Consider the following 15,832-nt stretch of genomic DNA (forward strand, 5'->3'; position numbering starts at 1 on the left):
GCAGACTCGGGTCGGGCAGTGAGATACCGGGAGGCACACCATGACGAGCCAGACCACCCGCACGGCGGCGTCCGTGCTCGCCGAGGCCGCGGCGACGGCCGGTTTCGCCCCGTCCGTGCACAACACGCAGCCGTGGCGGTGGCGGGTGCTGCCGGACGCGCTGGAGCTGTACGCCGTACCCGAGCGGAAGCTGCTCTCCATCGACCCGGCCGCGCGGCTGCTCACGGTCAGCGTCGGCGCGGCCCTGCACCACGCGGTCGTCGCGCTGGCGGCCCTCGGCTACACCGCCGAGGTGGCTCGCTTCGACGGGCCGGAGCTGCTGGCCCGGATCACGCTCGGCGAGCCCTGTGAGATCACGCCGGCCGCGATGCGCCGCGTGCAGTACCTGCGGACCCGGCACACCGATCGGCGCCCCACCCGCGACGAGGCCGTCGCACCGGCCGACCTGACCGCGCTGCAGCGGATCGTCTCCGACCACGGCGTGCACCTGCACCTGCTCGTCGACGACCAGGTCTACGAGCTGGCCGCGGCCGCCGGGCGCGCGGCCGAGGTGGAGGCGCGCGATCCGTTCGTGGCCCACGAGCTGGAGTTCTGGAAGGCGAAGACGCTGCCGGCCGGGTCGCTGCCGGAGGCGCCGGTGCGGTCCACGGTGCCGAACCGGGACTTCGGCGAGCACGGCCGGCTGCCGATCGGCGAGGGGCACGACAACCTCGCGTCGTACGGGGTGATCTTCGGCCACGACGACGAGCCGGAGACGTGGCTGCGGGCCGGTGAGGCGCTCTCCGCCGCATGGCTGGCCGCGGCCGAGCGCGGCGTCGGCGTGCTGCCGCTCTCCGGCGTGATCGAGGTCGACGTGACCCGCGCGGCGCTGCGGACGACGCTGGCCGAGCTGGGCTACCCCTACCTCGTGGTGCGCCTGGGCCTGCCGGACACCGACCACGCGGGACCGCCGGCCACGCCGCGCATCCCGGCGGCACAACTGATCGACACCTCGGCCGTAATCTAGCGTTCGTGGCCGCAGACCAACCGCCGTCGCTCGGACTCGGGCCGCTGTCCCGGGTCCGCCTCGACGAACTGCTGCAGGAGATGCTCGACCGCGTCGGAGACGTGGTGGCCAACCGGGAACGGCTGCGCGCGCTGCTCGACGCGGTCGTCGGCATCAGCACCGACCTCGACCTGCGCAGCACGCTACAGCGCATCGTGGAGGCCGCGTGTTCGCTGGCCGGTGCCCGCTACGGCGCGCTGGGCGTGGTCGGACCCGATCGGCGGCTGACCGACTTCATCACGCACGGCATGACCCCGGAGCAGGCCGCACACATCGGCGACCTGCCGCACGGGCGGGGTGTGCTGGGCCTGCTGATACAGGATCCGCGGCCGGTGCGCATGCCGGACATCACCCGGCACCCGCAGTCGTACGGGTTTCCGGCCCACCACCCGCCGATGCACTCGTTCCTGGGCGTGCCGGTGCGCATCCGCGAACACGTCTTCGGCAACCTCTACCTGGCCGAGAAGCGGGGCGCGGCCGAGTTCACCGTCGACGACGAGGAGGTCGTGGTCGCGCTCGCGGCCGCGGCCGGCGTCGCCATCGAGAACGCGCGCCTCTACGCCATCTCGCACCGCCGCGAGCAGTGGCTGGCCGCTGCCGCGGAGATCACCGGCGTGCTGCTGTCCGAGGCCCGCCGCACCGACGCGCTGTCCCTGATCGCCCGTCGCGCCCGCGAGGTCGCCGGCGCACACCTCGTGCTGGTCCTGCTCTACGACGCGGACACGGACCGGCTCACGGTCGAGGTGGTCGACGGCGACTCGTCCGTGGCCCCCGGCGCGCAACTGGTGGCGAGCGAGACCGCGTTCCTGCCCGCGGTCACCGGCGCCGGCACCGTCACGGTCGAGAGCCTGGCCAAGGCCGCGGCCTGGCCCGGCGACGTGCCCGGCGGCCCCGCGATGATCGCACCACTGGGCAGCGCGGAGGCGTTACACGGCGCGCTCGTGGTCGCGCACGACCCGGCCGCGGCCCGCCACGACGACGATGACCTGACCATGCTCGGCACGTTCGCGGGCCAGGCCGCACTGGCGCTGGAACGCGCGCGGGCGCAGGAGGAACGCGAGCTGCTCGTGGTGCTGGAGGACCGCGAGCGAATCGCCCGCGACCTGCACGACGTGGTCATCCAGCGGCTCTTCGCCACCGGCCTGCAACTGCAGACCGCGATCCCGCTGGCCGGGCGCCCGGAGGCCGGTGCCCGGATCAACGCGGCCGTCGACGACCTGGACAGCACGATCCGCGACATCCGCCGCGCCATCTTCGAACTCCGCACGCCGGTCACGCCCGCGCTCCGCGCCGACCTCGGCGAGATGGTCGACGCCGCCGCCGCGCCGCTGGGTTTCCGGCCGCGCCTGGACCTCTACGGCCCGGTCGACAGCGCGGTCCCCGATCACGTCCGCGACGACCTGCTGGCCGTGCTCCGCGAGGCACTGTCCAACGTGGTCAAACATGCGCGGGCCACGCTGGTGGAGGTCGGCGTGCGCGTGGCGTCCGGCCGCCTGACGCTGACCGTGCTCGACAACGGCGTCGGCTGCCCGCCCGACGCGGCCCGCAGCGGCCTGGTCAACCTCGCCGACCGCGCCCAGGGCCACGGCGGCGCCTTCGACGTCACCCCCGCCCCGGGCCCCCACCCCTCCGGCACCCTGCTCACCTGGTCCATCCCGATCAACTGAGGTTCCGGCATCGAACCCGACGACCACAGGCCATCCGGACACCCACGCCCGAAATATCGGTGCTTGTGACGTTTGTGTGGGTGTTTTTGGGGGTTTGGGGTAGCGCACGCCGTTGGCCTGCTTACGTTCTGTCTTGACTAGAGTCAGAGCGTAGAAAGTGCAGGTCAACGGCGTGCGTGATGCCAGGGTATGGGCTCGGATGCTCGGACTCCAGAAGGCTGTCGTTGAGCGTGTCGAGTTCGACGAGGAACAGAATCTGCTGGTCGCGTCGGTGCGGCCGGCCCGGGGGCACCGTCGCCGGTGCGGGCTCTGCGGCCGTCGTAGTCCGGGCTATGACCAGGGTTCCGGCCGGCGGCGGTGGCGGGCCCTGGACCTCGGCACGATCATCGCCTACGTCGAAGCGGACGCCCCACGGGTCTCGTGCCCCGAGCACGGCATCGTCGTAGCCGGCGTCCCGTGGGCCCGGCACCATGCCGGGCACACCCTCGGCTTCGACCAGACCGTGGCCTGGCTCGCCACGACCTGCTCCAAGTCGGCGGTCACCCAGTTGATGCGCATCGCATGGCGGACCGTCGGGGCGATCGTCGCCCGGGTCTGGGCCGACACCGCACAACACACCGACCTGCTCAACGGCCTCACACGGATCGGGATCGACGAGATCTCCTACCGCAAAGGACACAAATTCCTCACCGTCATCGTCGACCACGACACCGGCCGCCTCGTCTGGGCCGCACCCGGCGCCGACGCCACCACCCTGACCGAGTTCTTCACCCAACTCGGACCCGACCGCTGCGCCCGAATCACCCACGTCACCAGTGATGCCGCCGCCTGGATCCGGCAAGCCGTCACCACCCACTGCCCACAAGCAATCCGCTGCGCCGACCCGTTCCACATCGTCGCCTGGGCCACCAAAGCCCTCGACGAACAACGCCGCACCACCTGGAACCAGATCCGCAAAGCCGCCCAGGGAACCCGACCCGCGAACCCCAACGACCGGCCCAAAGGCGCAGTGAAAACCCTCAAGAACGCCCGCTGGGCCCTCTGGAAAAACCCCGACACCCTCACCGAAGGACAACGCGAACAACTCGACTGGATCGCGAAAACCCAGCCCGCCCTCTACCGCGCCTGGGCGTTGAAAGAAGGCCTACGCACCGTCTTCACGATCGCCCGCCGCGACCCCGACGAAGCCATCGAAGCCCTCGACAAATGGATCTCCTGGGCCCGCCGCAGCCGCCTCACCCCCTTCACCACCCTCGCCCGCTCCATCACCCACCACCGCGAACCGATCATCGCCGCCATCACCCACCGGCTATCCAACGCCCTCATCGAATCCACCAACACCAAAATCCGGCTCATCATCCGCAGAGGCTTCGGATTCCACTCACCCGAACCCATCATCGCCCTCGCCATGCTCCACCTCGGCGGCCACCGCCCCACCCTCCCCAATAGATGACCACCAACCACCCACACATCCGTCACAAGAGCCGAAATATCGGCGATTACCGAGCTTTCGGCGTCAGGGTCACCGGGCAGCAGTCTTCTGGTGATCCAGGCGTCGTTGAAGCCGTCCCAAAGACTCCAACGACGCCTCTATCACGATTGGCCGACGGCTCACACCGACGCCGAAAGGTCAGTGGAACGTCTCCGGGGACGCCTGGATCACCGGAGAGCCACCGGGCGGGGCGCCAGGTCGGTAGGCGCATCGAGACCCTGACGCCGCACGCTCGGTGGTACTCACGGCGTGCCCCGGCCCTGCCGGACAGTCCAGCCGAGGCGGGGGTTGCCTGACCCCGTCGCAAACCGGCAGGGAGGCCGCCCGCGGCCGACCGGTGCCCGCGGGAGCACTCGGGACTCAGCACGCCGGAAGCGGGAAAATCGCCTTTTGTCAGTCTCTTGTGGTTTTGAAGGCGTTGCGCACCGCGCCGAACCAGCGTCGCTGCAGATGCCGGAGCTTCGGCTGAGCGACCGGGACGCGGAAGCTCTGCGCGGCCTGGCCGGCGCGCGTCACGTGCCCGGACTCCGGCGTGATCGCGACGACCTGCGACAGATCGCCGGTCTCCTCGTTGCGGCTGAGCCGGTGGTAGGCGAGCGCGCCGACCGCGACCGGCAGCTCCGGCTGCTCCGGCACCGACGGCGTGGTCCCGAGCCGCGCGTAGAGCCGTGCGGACACCAGCGGAACCCGGCTCGACCCGCCGACCAGCATCAGCGAGTTCAGCAGGAACGACGACACGCCCGCCGCCTCGACCACCCGGCGCGTCTCCTCGACCGCGCGGGCGATCAGCGGCTCCGCCACGTACTCCAGTTCCTCGCGGGTCAGGTGCAACGGCCGGTCCCAGCCCGGCACCCGCACCGTCACCGCCGCGTTCCGGGACAGCGACTCCTTCGCGCCACGCACCTCGGCGCGGAAATCGTGACGGGAGCGCAACTCCACCGCCGTACGCGGCCGGAACAGCCGCTTCCACGTCTCCGGGTCCCGGTGGGCCAGATGACGGCGAAAATGGTCGAGCAGCGCCAGATCGATGTCGACGCCACCCAGATCGGCCAGACCCCCGGTGCTCGCCACCTGCCAGCCGTTGATCTCCCGGCGCACCACGGTGACGTCCAGCGTGCCGCCACCGAAGTCGAACACGGCGATCGACCCGCCGAACGGCACGTGATGCCCCTCGACCTGCGTGCAGTAGACCGCCGCCGCGACCGGCTCCTCCAGCAGCCGCACCTCGCCCATACCGGCCCGCCGCGCCGCGTCCGTCAACATCTCACGATGCTGCCGGCCCCAGCCGACCGGGCAGGTCAGCAGCGCGCCGTCCGGGTTGACCCCGGCCATCCGCGCCTCGTGGGCGACCCGCGACAGGACCGCGCTCAGCAACAGCACGACCGGCACCTCGACACCGCCGAGCGGAATCGACCCCTCGCCGACCCGCCGCTTCGGATGCGGCTCGAACCGGACCGGATCACTCGCCCCGAGCCGGGTCGCCTCCAGCCCGGTCACGATGTTGCCCTCGGGATCCAGATACACGCCCGAATCCATGAGCGAATAACCGTCGAACAGCAGCGTACGAGGGGGTTCCCCGGGCTGCCCGACGACCGCGACCGTGTGAGTCGTGCCCAGATCCACCGCCAGCTGCGACGGACTCTCCACTGCTGTCTCCCCCACCCGTTCCCGGCCAGCGCGCCGCCGCGCCGCCGGGATGGTACCCACGGACCCAGCCCCGCAGCTAGAGACCACACTGATGGGTGATCAACTTAAGCGACGATCGCCGCACGGACCGTCATGCACGGCGCGTGTCTCGCTGGGATACCCGGGGGCGGGGCTCGGGAACCAGGATTCGGTGGGGTGCGGTTCAGTTTCTCTTCCCGCGCGGCGGCCTGCGGGCATCCGGCGCCGGGTGCCGATTCCCTCCGCCGCGTGCGCTTCGTGACCGATATTTCGGCATATTGGTGGCGTTAGGCTCGGTAGTTGCGTTTTGGCCTCCGGCGGGCCTCGGGCTCCGGGGGCAACGGGGAGGCAGGGCTTCCGGCGAGGCTGGGTTGCGTTGGCCCGGTTCCTTTCTCGCGAGGGCGGGGTTGGGTTCGTGTGCCTGGCTGCCCTGTATGCCGTCTTCCAGGTCAAGCCGAGCAGATCATCGGCAGGGCCGCCAGCTCCGGTCTCCGGTCGGCAGGATCGTCGCTGCGCGCCGTCCTTGCCTGAGCTGGGGATGCGTCGTGGGTGGCGGCCCTGCCGATGATCTGCACCCCGAGGGGTGGTCGACGGCATACGGGGCAGCCAGGCGCCGGCGGTCTGCGCGGGACGCACGATCAGAAGATCAAAACCGGTCCGGCGGCCAGAAGTCGATCACGTGTGCCAAATCGTTGTTATCCGGCGGTTTTAACAACGATTTGGCACACGTGATCGTTTGGAAGTCAGCTGTCGCGGCTTTTATCGCGATATTTCGGGCAGGGGTGAGCGGCGAGGTAAGGTTGTGTTTCTCGATCGGTGGTGCGAGACCGACGGGGTATATCGGGTTTTCAGGAATGCGCCCCCGCGCGATTCTCGTCGTGAGTCGCCGGGGCCGGGGCCGTGCCGAGGACCGTGTCGAGGCCGGTCACCTCGAGGATCCGGCGGAGCTGGGGCGTGACGCCGGTTATCTCGAATGTGGCGCCGGCCCGCCTGGCGTCCTGGCTCACGTGGAGGAGCGCGCTCAGGCCGGACGAATCGCAGATGTAGAGCCCGGACAGATCGAGGCAGATGGTGCGGATCTCGGCCAGGAGGGCGCGGTCTGCCTGGTCGACGAGTTCTTCGGCGGTGTCGAAGTCGAGGTCGCCGGAGAGTGACAGGATGACCGAAGCCCGGGTGGGGCGACGGGTGTCGATGCGCAGCGGGGAATCGTCGATCATTGCTCCGGCCTTGTGATGTCCTGGCCCGCAGCCTTACCCGCGCTCAGTTCCGCTAAACCCCGTTCCAACAGATCGCCCGCTCGGGGGAAGTCGCGGAGGTCGGCGCCGAGGAGATCGAGGCAGACCGTCAGTGCCTGGGCGGGGACGCGGCGGGCCGCCAGCACCGCGGCCGTCCAGGTGAGGAAGTCGGTGAAGACCGTGGCGTCGTCGACGTAGAGCGCGGCGGCGAGGAAGTCGACGATGTGGGTGACGTCCTCGGCGGTCGCGTCGGCCTGGCGGATGTCGTAGGAGCGCATCGGCGGGTACGTCTCGCGGAGCCGGTCCAGCACCCCGACGATGATCTTGTGGCGCTGCCGGACGAGCTGGGTGTACTCCTCGTCGGCGAGGTGGGCCAGGTCGTCGTGCGGCGCGCGGGCCGGCGGGTTCCAGCCGGAGTCGAGGATGTCGGCGGCGTCGGTGGCGGTCGCGGCCCAGCCGTCCGCGCCGAGCAGACGCGCGTGCCGCCCGTCGGTGCCGAAGCCGCGGCCACCGGCCAGCACCGGCACGCCGACGGCCTGGCACGCGGTCAGCGTGGCGTGGGCGCGCGGCAGCCGGGTCGGGAGCGCGCAGCTGAGCGCGACCACGTCCGGGCCGGTCTGGTGCAGGTGGGTGACCAGGTGTGGGCCTGGCACGTTAGCGTCGAGGAAGTCGACGCGCCAGCCGCGCAGCCGCAGCACCTCGCCGAGCAGCCGGGGCGGGAGCGCGTGCCATTCGCCGTCGGTGCAGGCGACCGTTATCCGGCCGAGCGTGGGACGAGGGGCGGCGCGGGCGATCAACGCGGCGATGGCGCGCTCGCTGGTGGCGGTGGCGCCGTGCTCGCGGGCCACCGACCACTCGTCGGCCGCCCAGAGCTCGCCGACGCGCACCTGGGCCGGTGCGATCAGGTCGAGCAACAGCCGCTCGGGTTCGGCGCCGTTCTCCCAGAGCGTGAGCACCAGGTCGGTCGCGCCCCATTCGTCGCCTGCGCCGATCAGGTCGAGGTACTGCTGGTCGACGCCGGGCAGGAGTGGTGTGGTGGCGGTCATCGGCCGCTCCGGCGGATGTTCACCGGGTGATGGCCGTACTCCGGCATGCGCGGGGGCACGCGCACCGCGAGCATCGCGATGTCGTCGTGCCCGGCGCCGTTGATCCAGTCGGAGACGAGCTGTTCGAGCCGTTCCACGACCGCGGTCGCGGACAGGCTCCGGCAGCTGGCGAGCGAGTCGGCGAGCCGGTCCTCGCCGTAGGCCTCCCGGCCGCCGACGCCGCCGCGCGCCTCGAACAGGCCGTCGCTGTAGAGCAGCAGCAGGTCGCCGGGGTGCAGCGTGACGTCCGCGGTCTCCACCTTGATCGGGCCGGAGACGCCGATCAGCGTGCCCTTGGCCGGGACCTCCTCGACGCCGCCCCGCGCGCGCAGGATCAGCGGCGGCGGGTGCCCGCCGGACGCGGCCGAGACCCGCCAGCCGTCGCCGTCGCGGACGAGTGACGCCAGCACCAGCGTGACGAACCGGCTGCGATCGCGCGGGTCCATCAACGCCTGGTTGAGCACCCGCAGCAGCGGCTCGGGACGGCCCTCCAGGAGGCGGAGCGCGCGCAACGTCTGGCGGACCTTGCCGGCCAGCACGGCCGCCTTCGGTCCCTTGCCGACCACGTCACCGAGCACGATCATGGTCTCGGCCGGGCCGGTGTCCGGGCTCAGTGACGGCGTGCGCGGGTACGCGTCGTAGAAGTCGCCGCCGATCCGGGCCGCGTCCTTGGCCGGGCGATAGGCCCCGGCCAGTTCCAGCCCCTCGATCCGCGGCAGCTCCGGCGGGAGCAGGTCGGCCTGGAGGATCGCGGTCGTATCGACCTGCTCCTGGTAGAGCACGGCCGCGGAGATCGCGCCGCCGGCCCGTGCCGCGAAGATACGGGCCTGCATCTCCTCGGCGTCGGAGAAGGCGCCGGGCGCGCGGCGGGCCAGGATCAGCGCGCCGGCCGGCACGCCGTTGCCGGGCAGCGGCGTGACCAGCAGCGCGCCGATCTCGCCGAACCCGGCCGGGAGCAGTGACGCCGGCACCTGGGTCTGGTCCAGCCAGCGGCTCGGCACCGGCGGGAAACCGGCGAGCGCCTCGGACAGGCCGGGCACGCCGTCCGCGTCGCGCTCCGCCATCACGCCGGTCTCGTGGCGGCTGCCGGCGACCGCCCGCACCCACTCGACGCGGTGCCGGGACGGTGGCAGCACGACCACGGCCGCGTCCGCGAGGTGCGCGGCGGCCAGCTCGACCGTGGTGCGCACGCAGCGGCCGCGGTGCAGCGACGCGGAGAGCCGGCGGCTCGCCTCGACCAGGAACGCGGTGCGCTCCCGCTCGAGCGCGATCGCGGCCACGCGGGCGACCTCGTCCGTGCAGTCGTGCACGGTCCAGACGTCGTGGGTGTCGTCGAGTGACTGGCGGTGGCCCCGCAGCGGGCGGCCGTGCAGCTCGCGCTCGAACGAGTCCGGGTCGTCGGTGATCTCGCGGATGGTGATCAGGCCGGGCATCAGGCGGTTGGCGGCCGCGTTCGCGAACAGCACCCCGCCCTGGTCGTCGCAGAGCAGCACCGCCTCGGCGGTGGCGTCGAGCACGGCGTGTAACAGATGGGTCGGCTGTGGCGTGCTGACGTTCCGTATCCCCGTCACGGCGTTCTCCTCCGGTTCCGGGTGTCGGTCGAGTCGTTCAGCGCGGTCGAGGGCCAGCGTACGCCGTAGTTGCTCAACGGCAACTATTACGGTTCGTGCCGCGAGCTACAGATCGATGTCGACCACGATCGGCGCGTGGTCCGACGGGCCCTTCCCCTTGCGCGCTTCGCGGTCGACATAGGCGTCGGTCACCCGCGACGGCACCGGATCGGTCGCGTAGACCAGGTCGATCCGCATGCCCTTGTTCTGATGGAACATACCGGCTCGGTAGTCCCAGTAGGTGAACGGGTGATCCCCCTTGAGCGGCCGTGGCACGATGTCGCGCAGTCCGCGACGATCACGGAGCGTGGTCAGTGCATCTCGTTCCGGCGGTGTCACGTGGGTGGCACCGACGAACACCGCGGGATCCCACACGTCGTCGTCGGTCGGTGCGACGTTGAAGTCCCCGCACACCGCGAGCGGCGCCGGTTCTCGCTCCAGCGCCTCGGTCAGCCGGGCGAGCCAGTTCAGCTTGTAATTGTAGTGCGGGTCGTCCGGGGTGCGCCCGTTCGGGACGTAGACCGACCACACGCGCAGGCCGGCGCAGGTCGCGGAGACCGCGCGCGTCTCCTGCACGGCCTCGTCCGGGAAGCCCGGGTCGCCGTCGAAGCCGGCGCGCACGTCGTCCAGGCCGACGCGGGAGAGCACCGCCACGCCGTTCCACCGGCCGTCGCCGTGCACGGCCGCGTCGTACCCCAGTGCCTTGATCTCGGCGGTGGGGAACTGGTCGGCCGAGACCTTGAGTTCCTGCAGGCAGAGCACGTCCGGCTGCCTGGTCGCCAGCCAGTCGAGCAGCCGGGGCAGGCGGGCCTTGACGGAGTTGACGTTCCAGGTGGCGAGCCGCATACCCCCAGCCTGCCCTGCTGCCGCCCCGACCGCCCACCCCCGACACGCGTAACGCCGCCCCTACTCCGGGATGACCACGCTCTCCGCGGCGCGGCGTGGCGTGGTGGCGCCCGGGGCCGCGTAGCCGATCCGGACCACCATCTGCGGTGGGCCGTAGCGGCCCAGTGCCAGCCGGAGCTGCTCGCGCGCGGCCGGCACCTCGATCGGCTGCGACACCATCGACGCGGCCAGTCCCGCGTCCGTGACCGTGAGCAGCAGCTTCTGCAGCGCCTGCCCGGCCGCGATCTGCTCGGCCGCGGTGTCCGCCGGCGAGCCCAGCACCGCGACCAGTGGCTCCGGCTCCCTCACCGGGTCCGGCGCCGCGACCGCACCGCCGAAGTCGCGCCGGGGCAGGATGTCCGCCGGGTTCGTCTTCGGGCCCGCGGCCTCCGGGGGCACGCCGTCGATCGCCGGTGCCGGGCGCGTCCACGCCGCGATCTCGGCGCGGTAGTCGTCGTTGCGCCGCAGCACCCGGTCGGCGCTGTGCGCGATCTCCGCGACCGCGGTCACGGCCGGCGTGCCCACGATCAGGTCCAGCCAGCAGCCCTCGGAACGCACCGCGTCCAGCAGGCGCGCCCGGATCGACGCGGGGACCGGCAGCGCCGAGAACCGGCCGCGCGTGCTGCGTCGCCTCGGCACGGCCGCGAGCAGCGCCAGCTCGGCCGGGGCCGGCGGTCGGGGCGTGCCCGGCAGCAGGCGCGCCACCAGGTCCGTCTTTCCCGGCACCGGCCGGATCACGCCGTCGGCCGGTCGTCCACGGCCGGCCAGTGCCAGTCGCGCGTTGCAGAGCGCGGCGCCGCACGCGATCCGGACCGCCCAGCCGGTCGGGTCCGCGATCGGCAGCCGGCGCGCCGGGTCCGACCGGATCTCGATCGCGCCGCCGGACAGCCGGAACCGCCACGGCTGCGTGTTGTGCTGCGACGGCGCGCGCACGGCGGCGGCGACCGCGGCGGCGAGATCCTCCGCCCGGTAACCGTCCGGCACCGTCGCGGCGGACTCTGCCAGCGGGATCCGGACGACCATGGCACACCTCCTGAACGTGTTCCCTCCACTCTGAGCCGCGAGGGCGTCCCCCATTCAGGGCCGAAAGACCCGAAGCTCCATCTTCCCGCTTCCGGCGTGGTCACCTTCCGCATGCTCCCGCGGGCAACGGTCGGCCGCGGGCGGCCTTCCTGCACGTTCCGGCGTGGGTAGCGGTGCCGTTGTCGGAACCGGACAATGTGACCATGAAGGTTGTCGTAGTCGGTGGCAGCGGCCTGATCGGGGCGCATGTCGTGAGCGTGCTGACTTCCCGGGGGCACGACGTCACGGCGGTGGCGCGCACGGCGCGGCCGGACGTGGACCGGGTGCTGGACGCGGAACACGCCTCCGCCGAGGAACTGCGCGCGGTGCTGAGCGGGCATGACGGCGTGGTCTACGCGGCGCGGACGGACGAGCAGAAGCCGGTGCCGCGGCCGGCCCACCCGGCGTTCCGGGCGAACATGGTCGACCCGCTGGTCCGGCTGTTCACGGCCGCGCGCGAGGAGGGGCTGACCCGCGGCGTGCTGATGGGCTCCTACTACACGTACTTCCACCGGCTGCACCCGGACTGGCGGCTGCCGGACCGGCACGTCTACATCCGCAGCCGGGTCGAGCAGGCCGCGGAGTCACGCGCGGCCGCCGGGCCCGGGCTGCCGATCGCGGTGATCGAGCTGCCGTTCGTGCTCGGCAGCGGCGGCGGGCGGCTGCCGAACTGGTCCGGGCCGTGGGAGCGGTGGGCCCGGTCCGGCGCGCCGCTGTTCGCGCCGGACGGCGGCACCGCCGCGGTCTCCGCGCGCAGCGTGGCCGAGACCGCGGTCGACGCGCTGGAGCAGGCCGGCGGCGCGGACCTCCCGGTCGCGGACGAGAACCTGACCTGGCGGGAGCTGTTCGCCCGGATGGCCGCGGCGACCGGCCGCCCCCGCCCGGTGCGCCGCCTCCCCGCCACCCTGGTCACCGTGCCGGCCTCGATCGGCGGTGCGCTCACCACGCTCGCCGGCCGGGAGACCGGGCTGGACATCGCGGCGTTCGCCCGGCTCGCGCGGCGCGACCTCTACATCGAACCGGCCAGCGGCCGCTCCCTCGACGCCGCGATCCGCGAGACCGTGCACGCCGACTGACCGTCACCCGTGATCCGGGTGTTCCGCGACGCCTTGATCACGGGTCTCGGGGCGGCGGCGCCTCAGCGGAGAACGTCGAAGACCTGCTTCTGGATGCCGTTGGCGTAGACCTCGTGCTCGGCGATCCGCAGCTTGGTGAGGTCCCTGTCGGCCGTGCTGAACAGGCGCTTGCCGGCGCCGAGCAGCAGCGGGAAGACCAGCAGGTGGTAGCGGTCGACCAGGCCGGCGTCGGCGAGCGCGGCGCCGAGCGTGGCGCTGCCGTGCACGATGATCGGGCCGCCGTCGGTGGTCTTCAGCTCCGCCACCTCGTCCAGCGAGCGCAGGATCGTCGCCGGCCAGCGGTCGTCCTGCCCGGCCAGGGTGGTGCTCACGACGTACCGCGGCATGCTGTTGTAGCCCTTGAAGTCCTCGGTCATGGTCGGCCAGACCGGGGCGAACGCCTCATAGGACCTGCGGCCGACCAACAGCGCGCCGGCCTCGTCCTGCTCACGGCCCTTGATCTCGTACGCGGCCGGGTCGAACTCGACGCCCTTGAACGTCCAGCCGGAGTTGCGGTAGCCAGGCTCGCCGCCCGGCGCCTCCATGACGCCGTCCAGGGACACGAACGCGGTGACGATCAGAGTGCGCATGAAAGTCTCTCCTCAGGTGGGTTGCTGTCTACTCGTCGAACGGCGCCGCCGCGTTTTCGACATGCGGGTCAGGAAAGTTCGCGGACCCGCACGGCGGACGGCGGGATCGTCGTCTCGCTGGCCACCCGCCCTTCCTACCATCCAGCACCCCACGCGATCGCTTGAGATCCATGCAAGACTCCACGCCCCGGCCGGCTGAAGGTGCTGGGTGAGGTGGCGGCGCTGCTCGGCGCCGGACGGCCCTACGCGGCCGCGCTGGCGCTGGCCGAGCGCCCGGAGCTGACCAGCGCGGAGATCCTGACGCTGACCGGGCGCCCGGGCGCGTCCCGGCGCATGATCCGCGGTCTCCACGCCCGCCTGGCGTCGCGTGCCGACGCGGATCAGCGGCCCGCGTAGGCGGGCGGGCGGTGACCGCCGCCGATAGCCTGTGGCGATGGCTCTCGACTTGTTCGCCGGTGTCTTCGTCCGTGACTTTCCCGCCGCGCTCGATTGGTACGAGCGGCTGTTCGGTGCGCCGCCAGGGTTCTTCGCGCACGACACGGAGGCGGTGTGGGAGCTGGCCGAGCACCGGTTCGTGTACGTGGAGCTACTGCCGGAGCGGGCCGGGCGGGCGGCGCACACGCTGTTCGTCGATGACCTGGAATCGATCGTCGCGGGAATCTCGTCGCGCGGGATCGAGCCGGCGAAGCGGGAGACCTACGGCAATGGTGTCCGAAAGATCACCTATGTCGACCCAGAAGGTAACGAAATCGGCTACGGGGGCGCGCCGGTCGAATCGGAATAGCATTTAATTGCGTTTCGATTTGCGTGGTCGTCAAACGCCAGACGCCTCAAAGCGATTGTCCTTTGTGCCCCCCAGCCATCTGCCACCTGGCTGATCGCGGCACCGCACCACACCCGTTTTCCCAGCTAGCGGCACTGATCGCGGAGCGGGTGAACCATACCTCGGAGAGAGGGTTGCGCCACGCCTGTAATCGTGGCAATACTCGTTGTCTGAGCAGGAGGTGGGCGTAGTCATGACTGATCTTGGGTGGCGAGAGGCAGCGGACGAAAGAGAATTCCGCGTCACACTCAAAACGCTACAAGAAAAGCGCGGCCTGAGTAACAAGGACCTCGCCGCGGCCATGCAGTTCCACCCGTCGTACGTGAGCCACATCGTCAGCGGCCGCTGCGCCCCCACGCCGAACTTCGCGATGCGCGCGGACGCGGTGCTCGGCGCCGACGGTGAGCTGCTGAAGCTCTGCGTGAAGGCGCGGCACGGCGATCCCGGCGACCCTGGCCGGCGCGCGGTCATCGCCCGCGAGGCCGAGACGCCGGCACCGGGCTCGTCCGAGCTGATCGTGGAGCGCGAGGAGGCCTCGGTCCGCTACGACGAGGCGTACCGGCGCTACCAGATCTCGATCCGCCGGCACCTGCTCAACCGCACGGCCGCGCCCGTCACCTGGTTCCCCGCGCACGTCGCGCCGGACGCGTCCCCCGACGACTACCAGGCCGCGAAGCGGCTCTACACCGCGCAGCCGATCAGCGACCGCGACCTGGGCTTCCACGCCCGCTACAACGGCCGGCCGGTCACCTGGGAGGTCGAGCGGGTCAGCGAGTGGCGCCGCGACATCGCGATCCGGTTCCGCCGCTTCGGCCTGCACGAGCCGATCTACCCGGGCGAGCGCGCCACGGTGGAGTACGGCTACCGCCTGCCGGAGACGCACTGGGGCGACTGGTTCGAGCGTGAGATCCGCTGGCTCACCAAGCAGCTCGTGGTGCGCCTCGAGTTCCCCCGCCACCTCGCCATGCACGTCGCCGGCGAGTTCTCCTCGATGAGCGGCGACCGCCCCCTCGACCCGCCCGCCACGGTCACCCCGCTCGGCGACCTGGACCGTTTCGAGTGGCGCAGCGACACCCCCCTGAAGCCCGGCGTCTCGGTCCGCTTCGCCTGGACCGTCACCGCCGCCACCCCGGCCCGCCGCCACGAGTTCCTGGTGGCGGCCTGAGGATGGCCGCGCAGCTCGGCGCGACCACCCGGGAGGCCGCGGCTCGCGTCAGTCGTCGAACTCGAACCCCTCCGCCTCCGCGTTGGTGACGATCAGGCGGGCGCGGACCGCGTCGGTGGCGACCGAGGCCATGTGGGTGGCCAGTTCCTCCAGCGCGGCCCGGTCCGCGCCGTACGCGCAGAACATGCCGCCCTCCGGGTCGTAGCGGAATCGGCCCTCCAGGTGCGGGGCGTCCGCGCGGACGACGAGCCGGGCGACGCCCTCCCAGAAGTAGCCGTTCGGCTCGTGGCCGAGCTCCTCGATCACCCCGTCGACCGGCGTGCTGCCGGCGTGCAGGATCAGCGAGTAGGCGCCGGGCTTGGTCTCTATCAGGCTCAATGGATCCACCGGCCC

The 15,832-nt window shown here is 71.7% G+C and carries 15 protein-coding genes; 7 read left to right on the forward strand and 8 right to left on the reverse strand.

What is annotated here, in order from left to right:
- Positions 1 to 40: 40 nt before the first annotated feature.
- The 3 genes from J2S43_RS18915 (at position 41) to J2S43_RS18925 (ending at position 4,165) form a co-directional block, all read left to right on the forward strand.
- Positions 41 to 1,006: an Acg family FMN-binding oxidoreductase gene (locus tag J2S43_RS18915; RefSeq protein ID WP_306831000.1), complete on the forward strand. Its 966-nt coding sequence runs from the start codon at positions 41 to 43 to the stop codon at positions 1,004 to 1,006.
- Between the two features lie 80 nt (positions 1,007 to 1,086).
- On the forward strand, positions 1,087 to 2,712 hold the full coding sequence (locus J2S43_RS18920) for a GAF domain-containing sensor histidine kinase (RefSeq protein WP_306839335.1): 1,626 nt from the start codon (positions 1,087 to 1,089) through the stop codon (positions 2,710 to 2,712).
- A 172-nt stretch (positions 2,713 to 2,884) separates the two neighbouring features.
- Positions 2,885 to 4,165, forward strand: a complete 1,281-nt coding sequence (locus J2S43_RS18925) for an ISL3 family transposase (protein ID WP_306839327.1) — start codon at positions 2,885 to 2,887, stop codon at positions 4,163 to 4,165.
- 432 nt (positions 4,166 to 4,597) lie between these two features.
- On the opposite strand, the gene J2S43_RS18930 is transcribed toward J2S43_RS18925, so the two are convergent.
- The 6 genes from J2S43_RS18930 to J2S43_RS18955 form a co-directional block, all read right to left on the reverse strand.
- Positions 4,598 to 5,851 (reverse strand): Hsp70 family protein, encoded by a 1,254-nt coding sequence (locus J2S43_RS18930; RefSeq protein WP_306831002.1) that lies wholly within the window; start codon positions 5,849 to 5,851, stop codon positions 4,598 to 4,600.
- Positions 5,852 to 6,717: 866 nt separating this feature from the next.
- Complete coding sequence (locus tag J2S43_RS18935) at positions 6,718 to 7,086, reverse strand: STAS domain-containing protein (protein ID WP_306831004.1); 369 nt, start codon at positions 7,084 to 7,086, stop codon at positions 6,718 to 6,720.
- On the reverse strand, positions 7,083 to 8,150 hold the full coding sequence (locus J2S43_RS18940) for a cobalamin B12-binding domain-containing protein (protein ID WP_306831006.1): 1,068 nt from the start codon (positions 8,148 to 8,150) through the stop codon (positions 7,083 to 7,085). The genes J2S43_RS18935 and J2S43_RS18940 overlap by 4 nt, the downstream gene beginning before the upstream one ends.
- Positions 8,147 to 9,760, reverse strand: a complete 1,614-nt coding sequence (locus J2S43_RS18945) for a SpoIIE family protein phosphatase (RefSeq protein ID WP_306831009.1) — start codon at positions 9,758 to 9,760, stop codon at positions 8,147 to 8,149. Before J2S43_RS18945 ends, J2S43_RS18940 begins: the two co-directional genes overlap by 4 nt.
- A gap of 105 nt (positions 9,761 to 9,865) precedes the next feature.
- Positions 9,866 to 10,645, reverse strand: a complete 780-nt coding sequence (locus J2S43_RS18950; RefSeq protein WP_306831011.1) for an exodeoxyribonuclease III — start codon at positions 10,643 to 10,645, stop codon at positions 9,866 to 9,868.
- A 60-nt stretch (positions 10,646 to 10,705) separates the two neighbouring features.
- Positions 10,706 to 11,707: an Acg family FMN-binding oxidoreductase gene (locus J2S43_RS18955; RefSeq protein ID WP_306831013.1), complete on the reverse strand. Its 1,002-nt coding sequence runs from the start codon at positions 11,705 to 11,707 to the stop codon at positions 10,706 to 10,708.
- Positions 11,708 to 11,910: 203 nt separating this feature from the next.
- On the opposite strand from J2S43_RS18955, the gene J2S43_RS18960 reads away from it, so the two are divergent.
- Positions 11,911 to 12,822, forward strand: a complete 912-nt coding sequence (locus J2S43_RS18960; RefSeq protein ID WP_306831015.1) for an NAD-dependent epimerase/dehydratase family protein — start codon at positions 11,911 to 11,913, stop codon at positions 12,820 to 12,822.
- A gap of 62 nt (positions 12,823 to 12,884) precedes the next feature.
- On the opposite strand, the gene J2S43_RS18965 is transcribed toward J2S43_RS18960, so the two are convergent.
- The gene (locus tag J2S43_RS18965) at positions 12,885 to 13,451 is read right to left on the reverse strand and encodes a dihydrofolate reductase family protein (protein WP_306831017.1); all 567 of its coding nucleotides are present in this window, start codon (positions 13,449 to 13,451) and stop codon (positions 12,885 to 12,887) included.
- A 213-nt stretch (positions 13,452 to 13,664) separates the two neighbouring features.
- On the opposite strand from J2S43_RS18965, the gene J2S43_RS18970 reads away from it, so the two are divergent.
- The 3 genes from J2S43_RS18970 (at position 13,665) to J2S43_RS18980 (ending at position 15,439) form a co-directional block, all read left to right on the forward strand.
- A complete protein-coding gene (locus J2S43_RS18970) occupies positions 13,665 to 13,847 on the forward strand; it encodes a hypothetical protein (protein ID WP_306831019.1) in 183 nt (60 codons plus the stop codon).
- 37 nt (positions 13,848 to 13,884) lie between these two features.
- Positions 13,885 to 14,235, forward strand: coding sequence for a VOC family protein (locus J2S43_RS18975; protein WP_306831021.1), 351 nt, complete (start codon positions 13,885 to 13,887; stop codon positions 14,233 to 14,235).
- 232 nt (positions 14,236 to 14,467) lie between these two features.
- Positions 14,468 to 15,439 (forward strand): helix-turn-helix domain-containing protein, encoded by a 972-nt coding sequence (locus tag J2S43_RS18980; RefSeq protein ID WP_306831024.1) that lies wholly within the window; start codon positions 14,468 to 14,470, stop codon positions 15,437 to 15,439.
- 48 nt (positions 15,440 to 15,487) lie between these two features.
- Here the strand turns inward: J2S43_RS18980 and J2S43_RS18985 are convergent, their stop codons facing one another.
- Positions 15,488 to 15,826, reverse strand: coding sequence for an Imm51 family immunity protein (locus J2S43_RS18985; RefSeq protein ID WP_306831025.1), 339 nt, complete (start codon positions 15,824 to 15,826; stop codon positions 15,488 to 15,490).
- Positions 15,827 to 15,832 lie beyond the last annotated feature (6 nt).

This window comes from Catenuloplanes nepalensis, assembly GCF_030811575.1.
Lineage (GTDB): Bacteria > Actinomycetota > Actinomycetes > Mycobacteriales > Micromonosporaceae > Catenuloplanes > Catenuloplanes nepalensis.

Coding starts and splice junctions, on each gene's coding strand:
- J2S43_RS18975 (WP_306831021.1), top strand. CDS start 13,885: ATGGCTCTCGACTTGTTCGCCGGTGTCTTCGTCCGTGACTTTCCCGCC.
- J2S43_RS18955 (WP_306831013.1), bottom strand. CDS start 11,707: ATGGTCGTCCGGATCCCGCTGGCAGAGTCCGCCGCGACGGTGCCGGAC.
- J2S43_RS18965 (WP_306831017.1), bottom strand. CDS start 13,451: ATGCGCACTCTGATCGTCACCGCGTTCGTGTCCCTGGACGGCGTCATG.
- J2S43_RS18960 (WP_306831015.1), top strand. CDS start 11,911: ATGAAGGTTGTCGTAGTCGGTGGCAGCGGCCTGATCGGGGCGCATGTC.
- J2S43_RS18915 (WP_306831000.1), top strand. CDS start 41: ATGACGAGCCAGACCACCCGCACGGCGGCGTCCGTGCTCGCCGAGGCC.
- J2S43_RS18920 (WP_306839335.1), top strand. CDS start 1,087: ATGCTCGACCGCGTCGGAGACGTGGTGGCCAACCGGGAACGGCTGCGC.
- J2S43_RS18940 (WP_306831006.1), bottom strand. CDS start 8,150: ATGACCGCCACCACACCACTCCTGCCCGGCGTCGACCAGCAGTACCTC.
- J2S43_RS18935 (WP_306831004.1), bottom strand. CDS start 7,086: ATGATCGACGATTCCCCGCTGCGCATCGACACCCGTCGCCCCACCCGG.
- J2S43_RS18980 (WP_306831024.1), top strand. CDS start 14,468: ATGACTGATCTTGGGTGGCGAGAGGCAGCGGACGAAAGAGAATTCCGC.
- J2S43_RS18950 (WP_306831011.1), bottom strand. CDS start 10,645: ATGCGGCTCGCCACCTGGAACGTCAACTCCGTCAAGGCCCGCCTGCCC.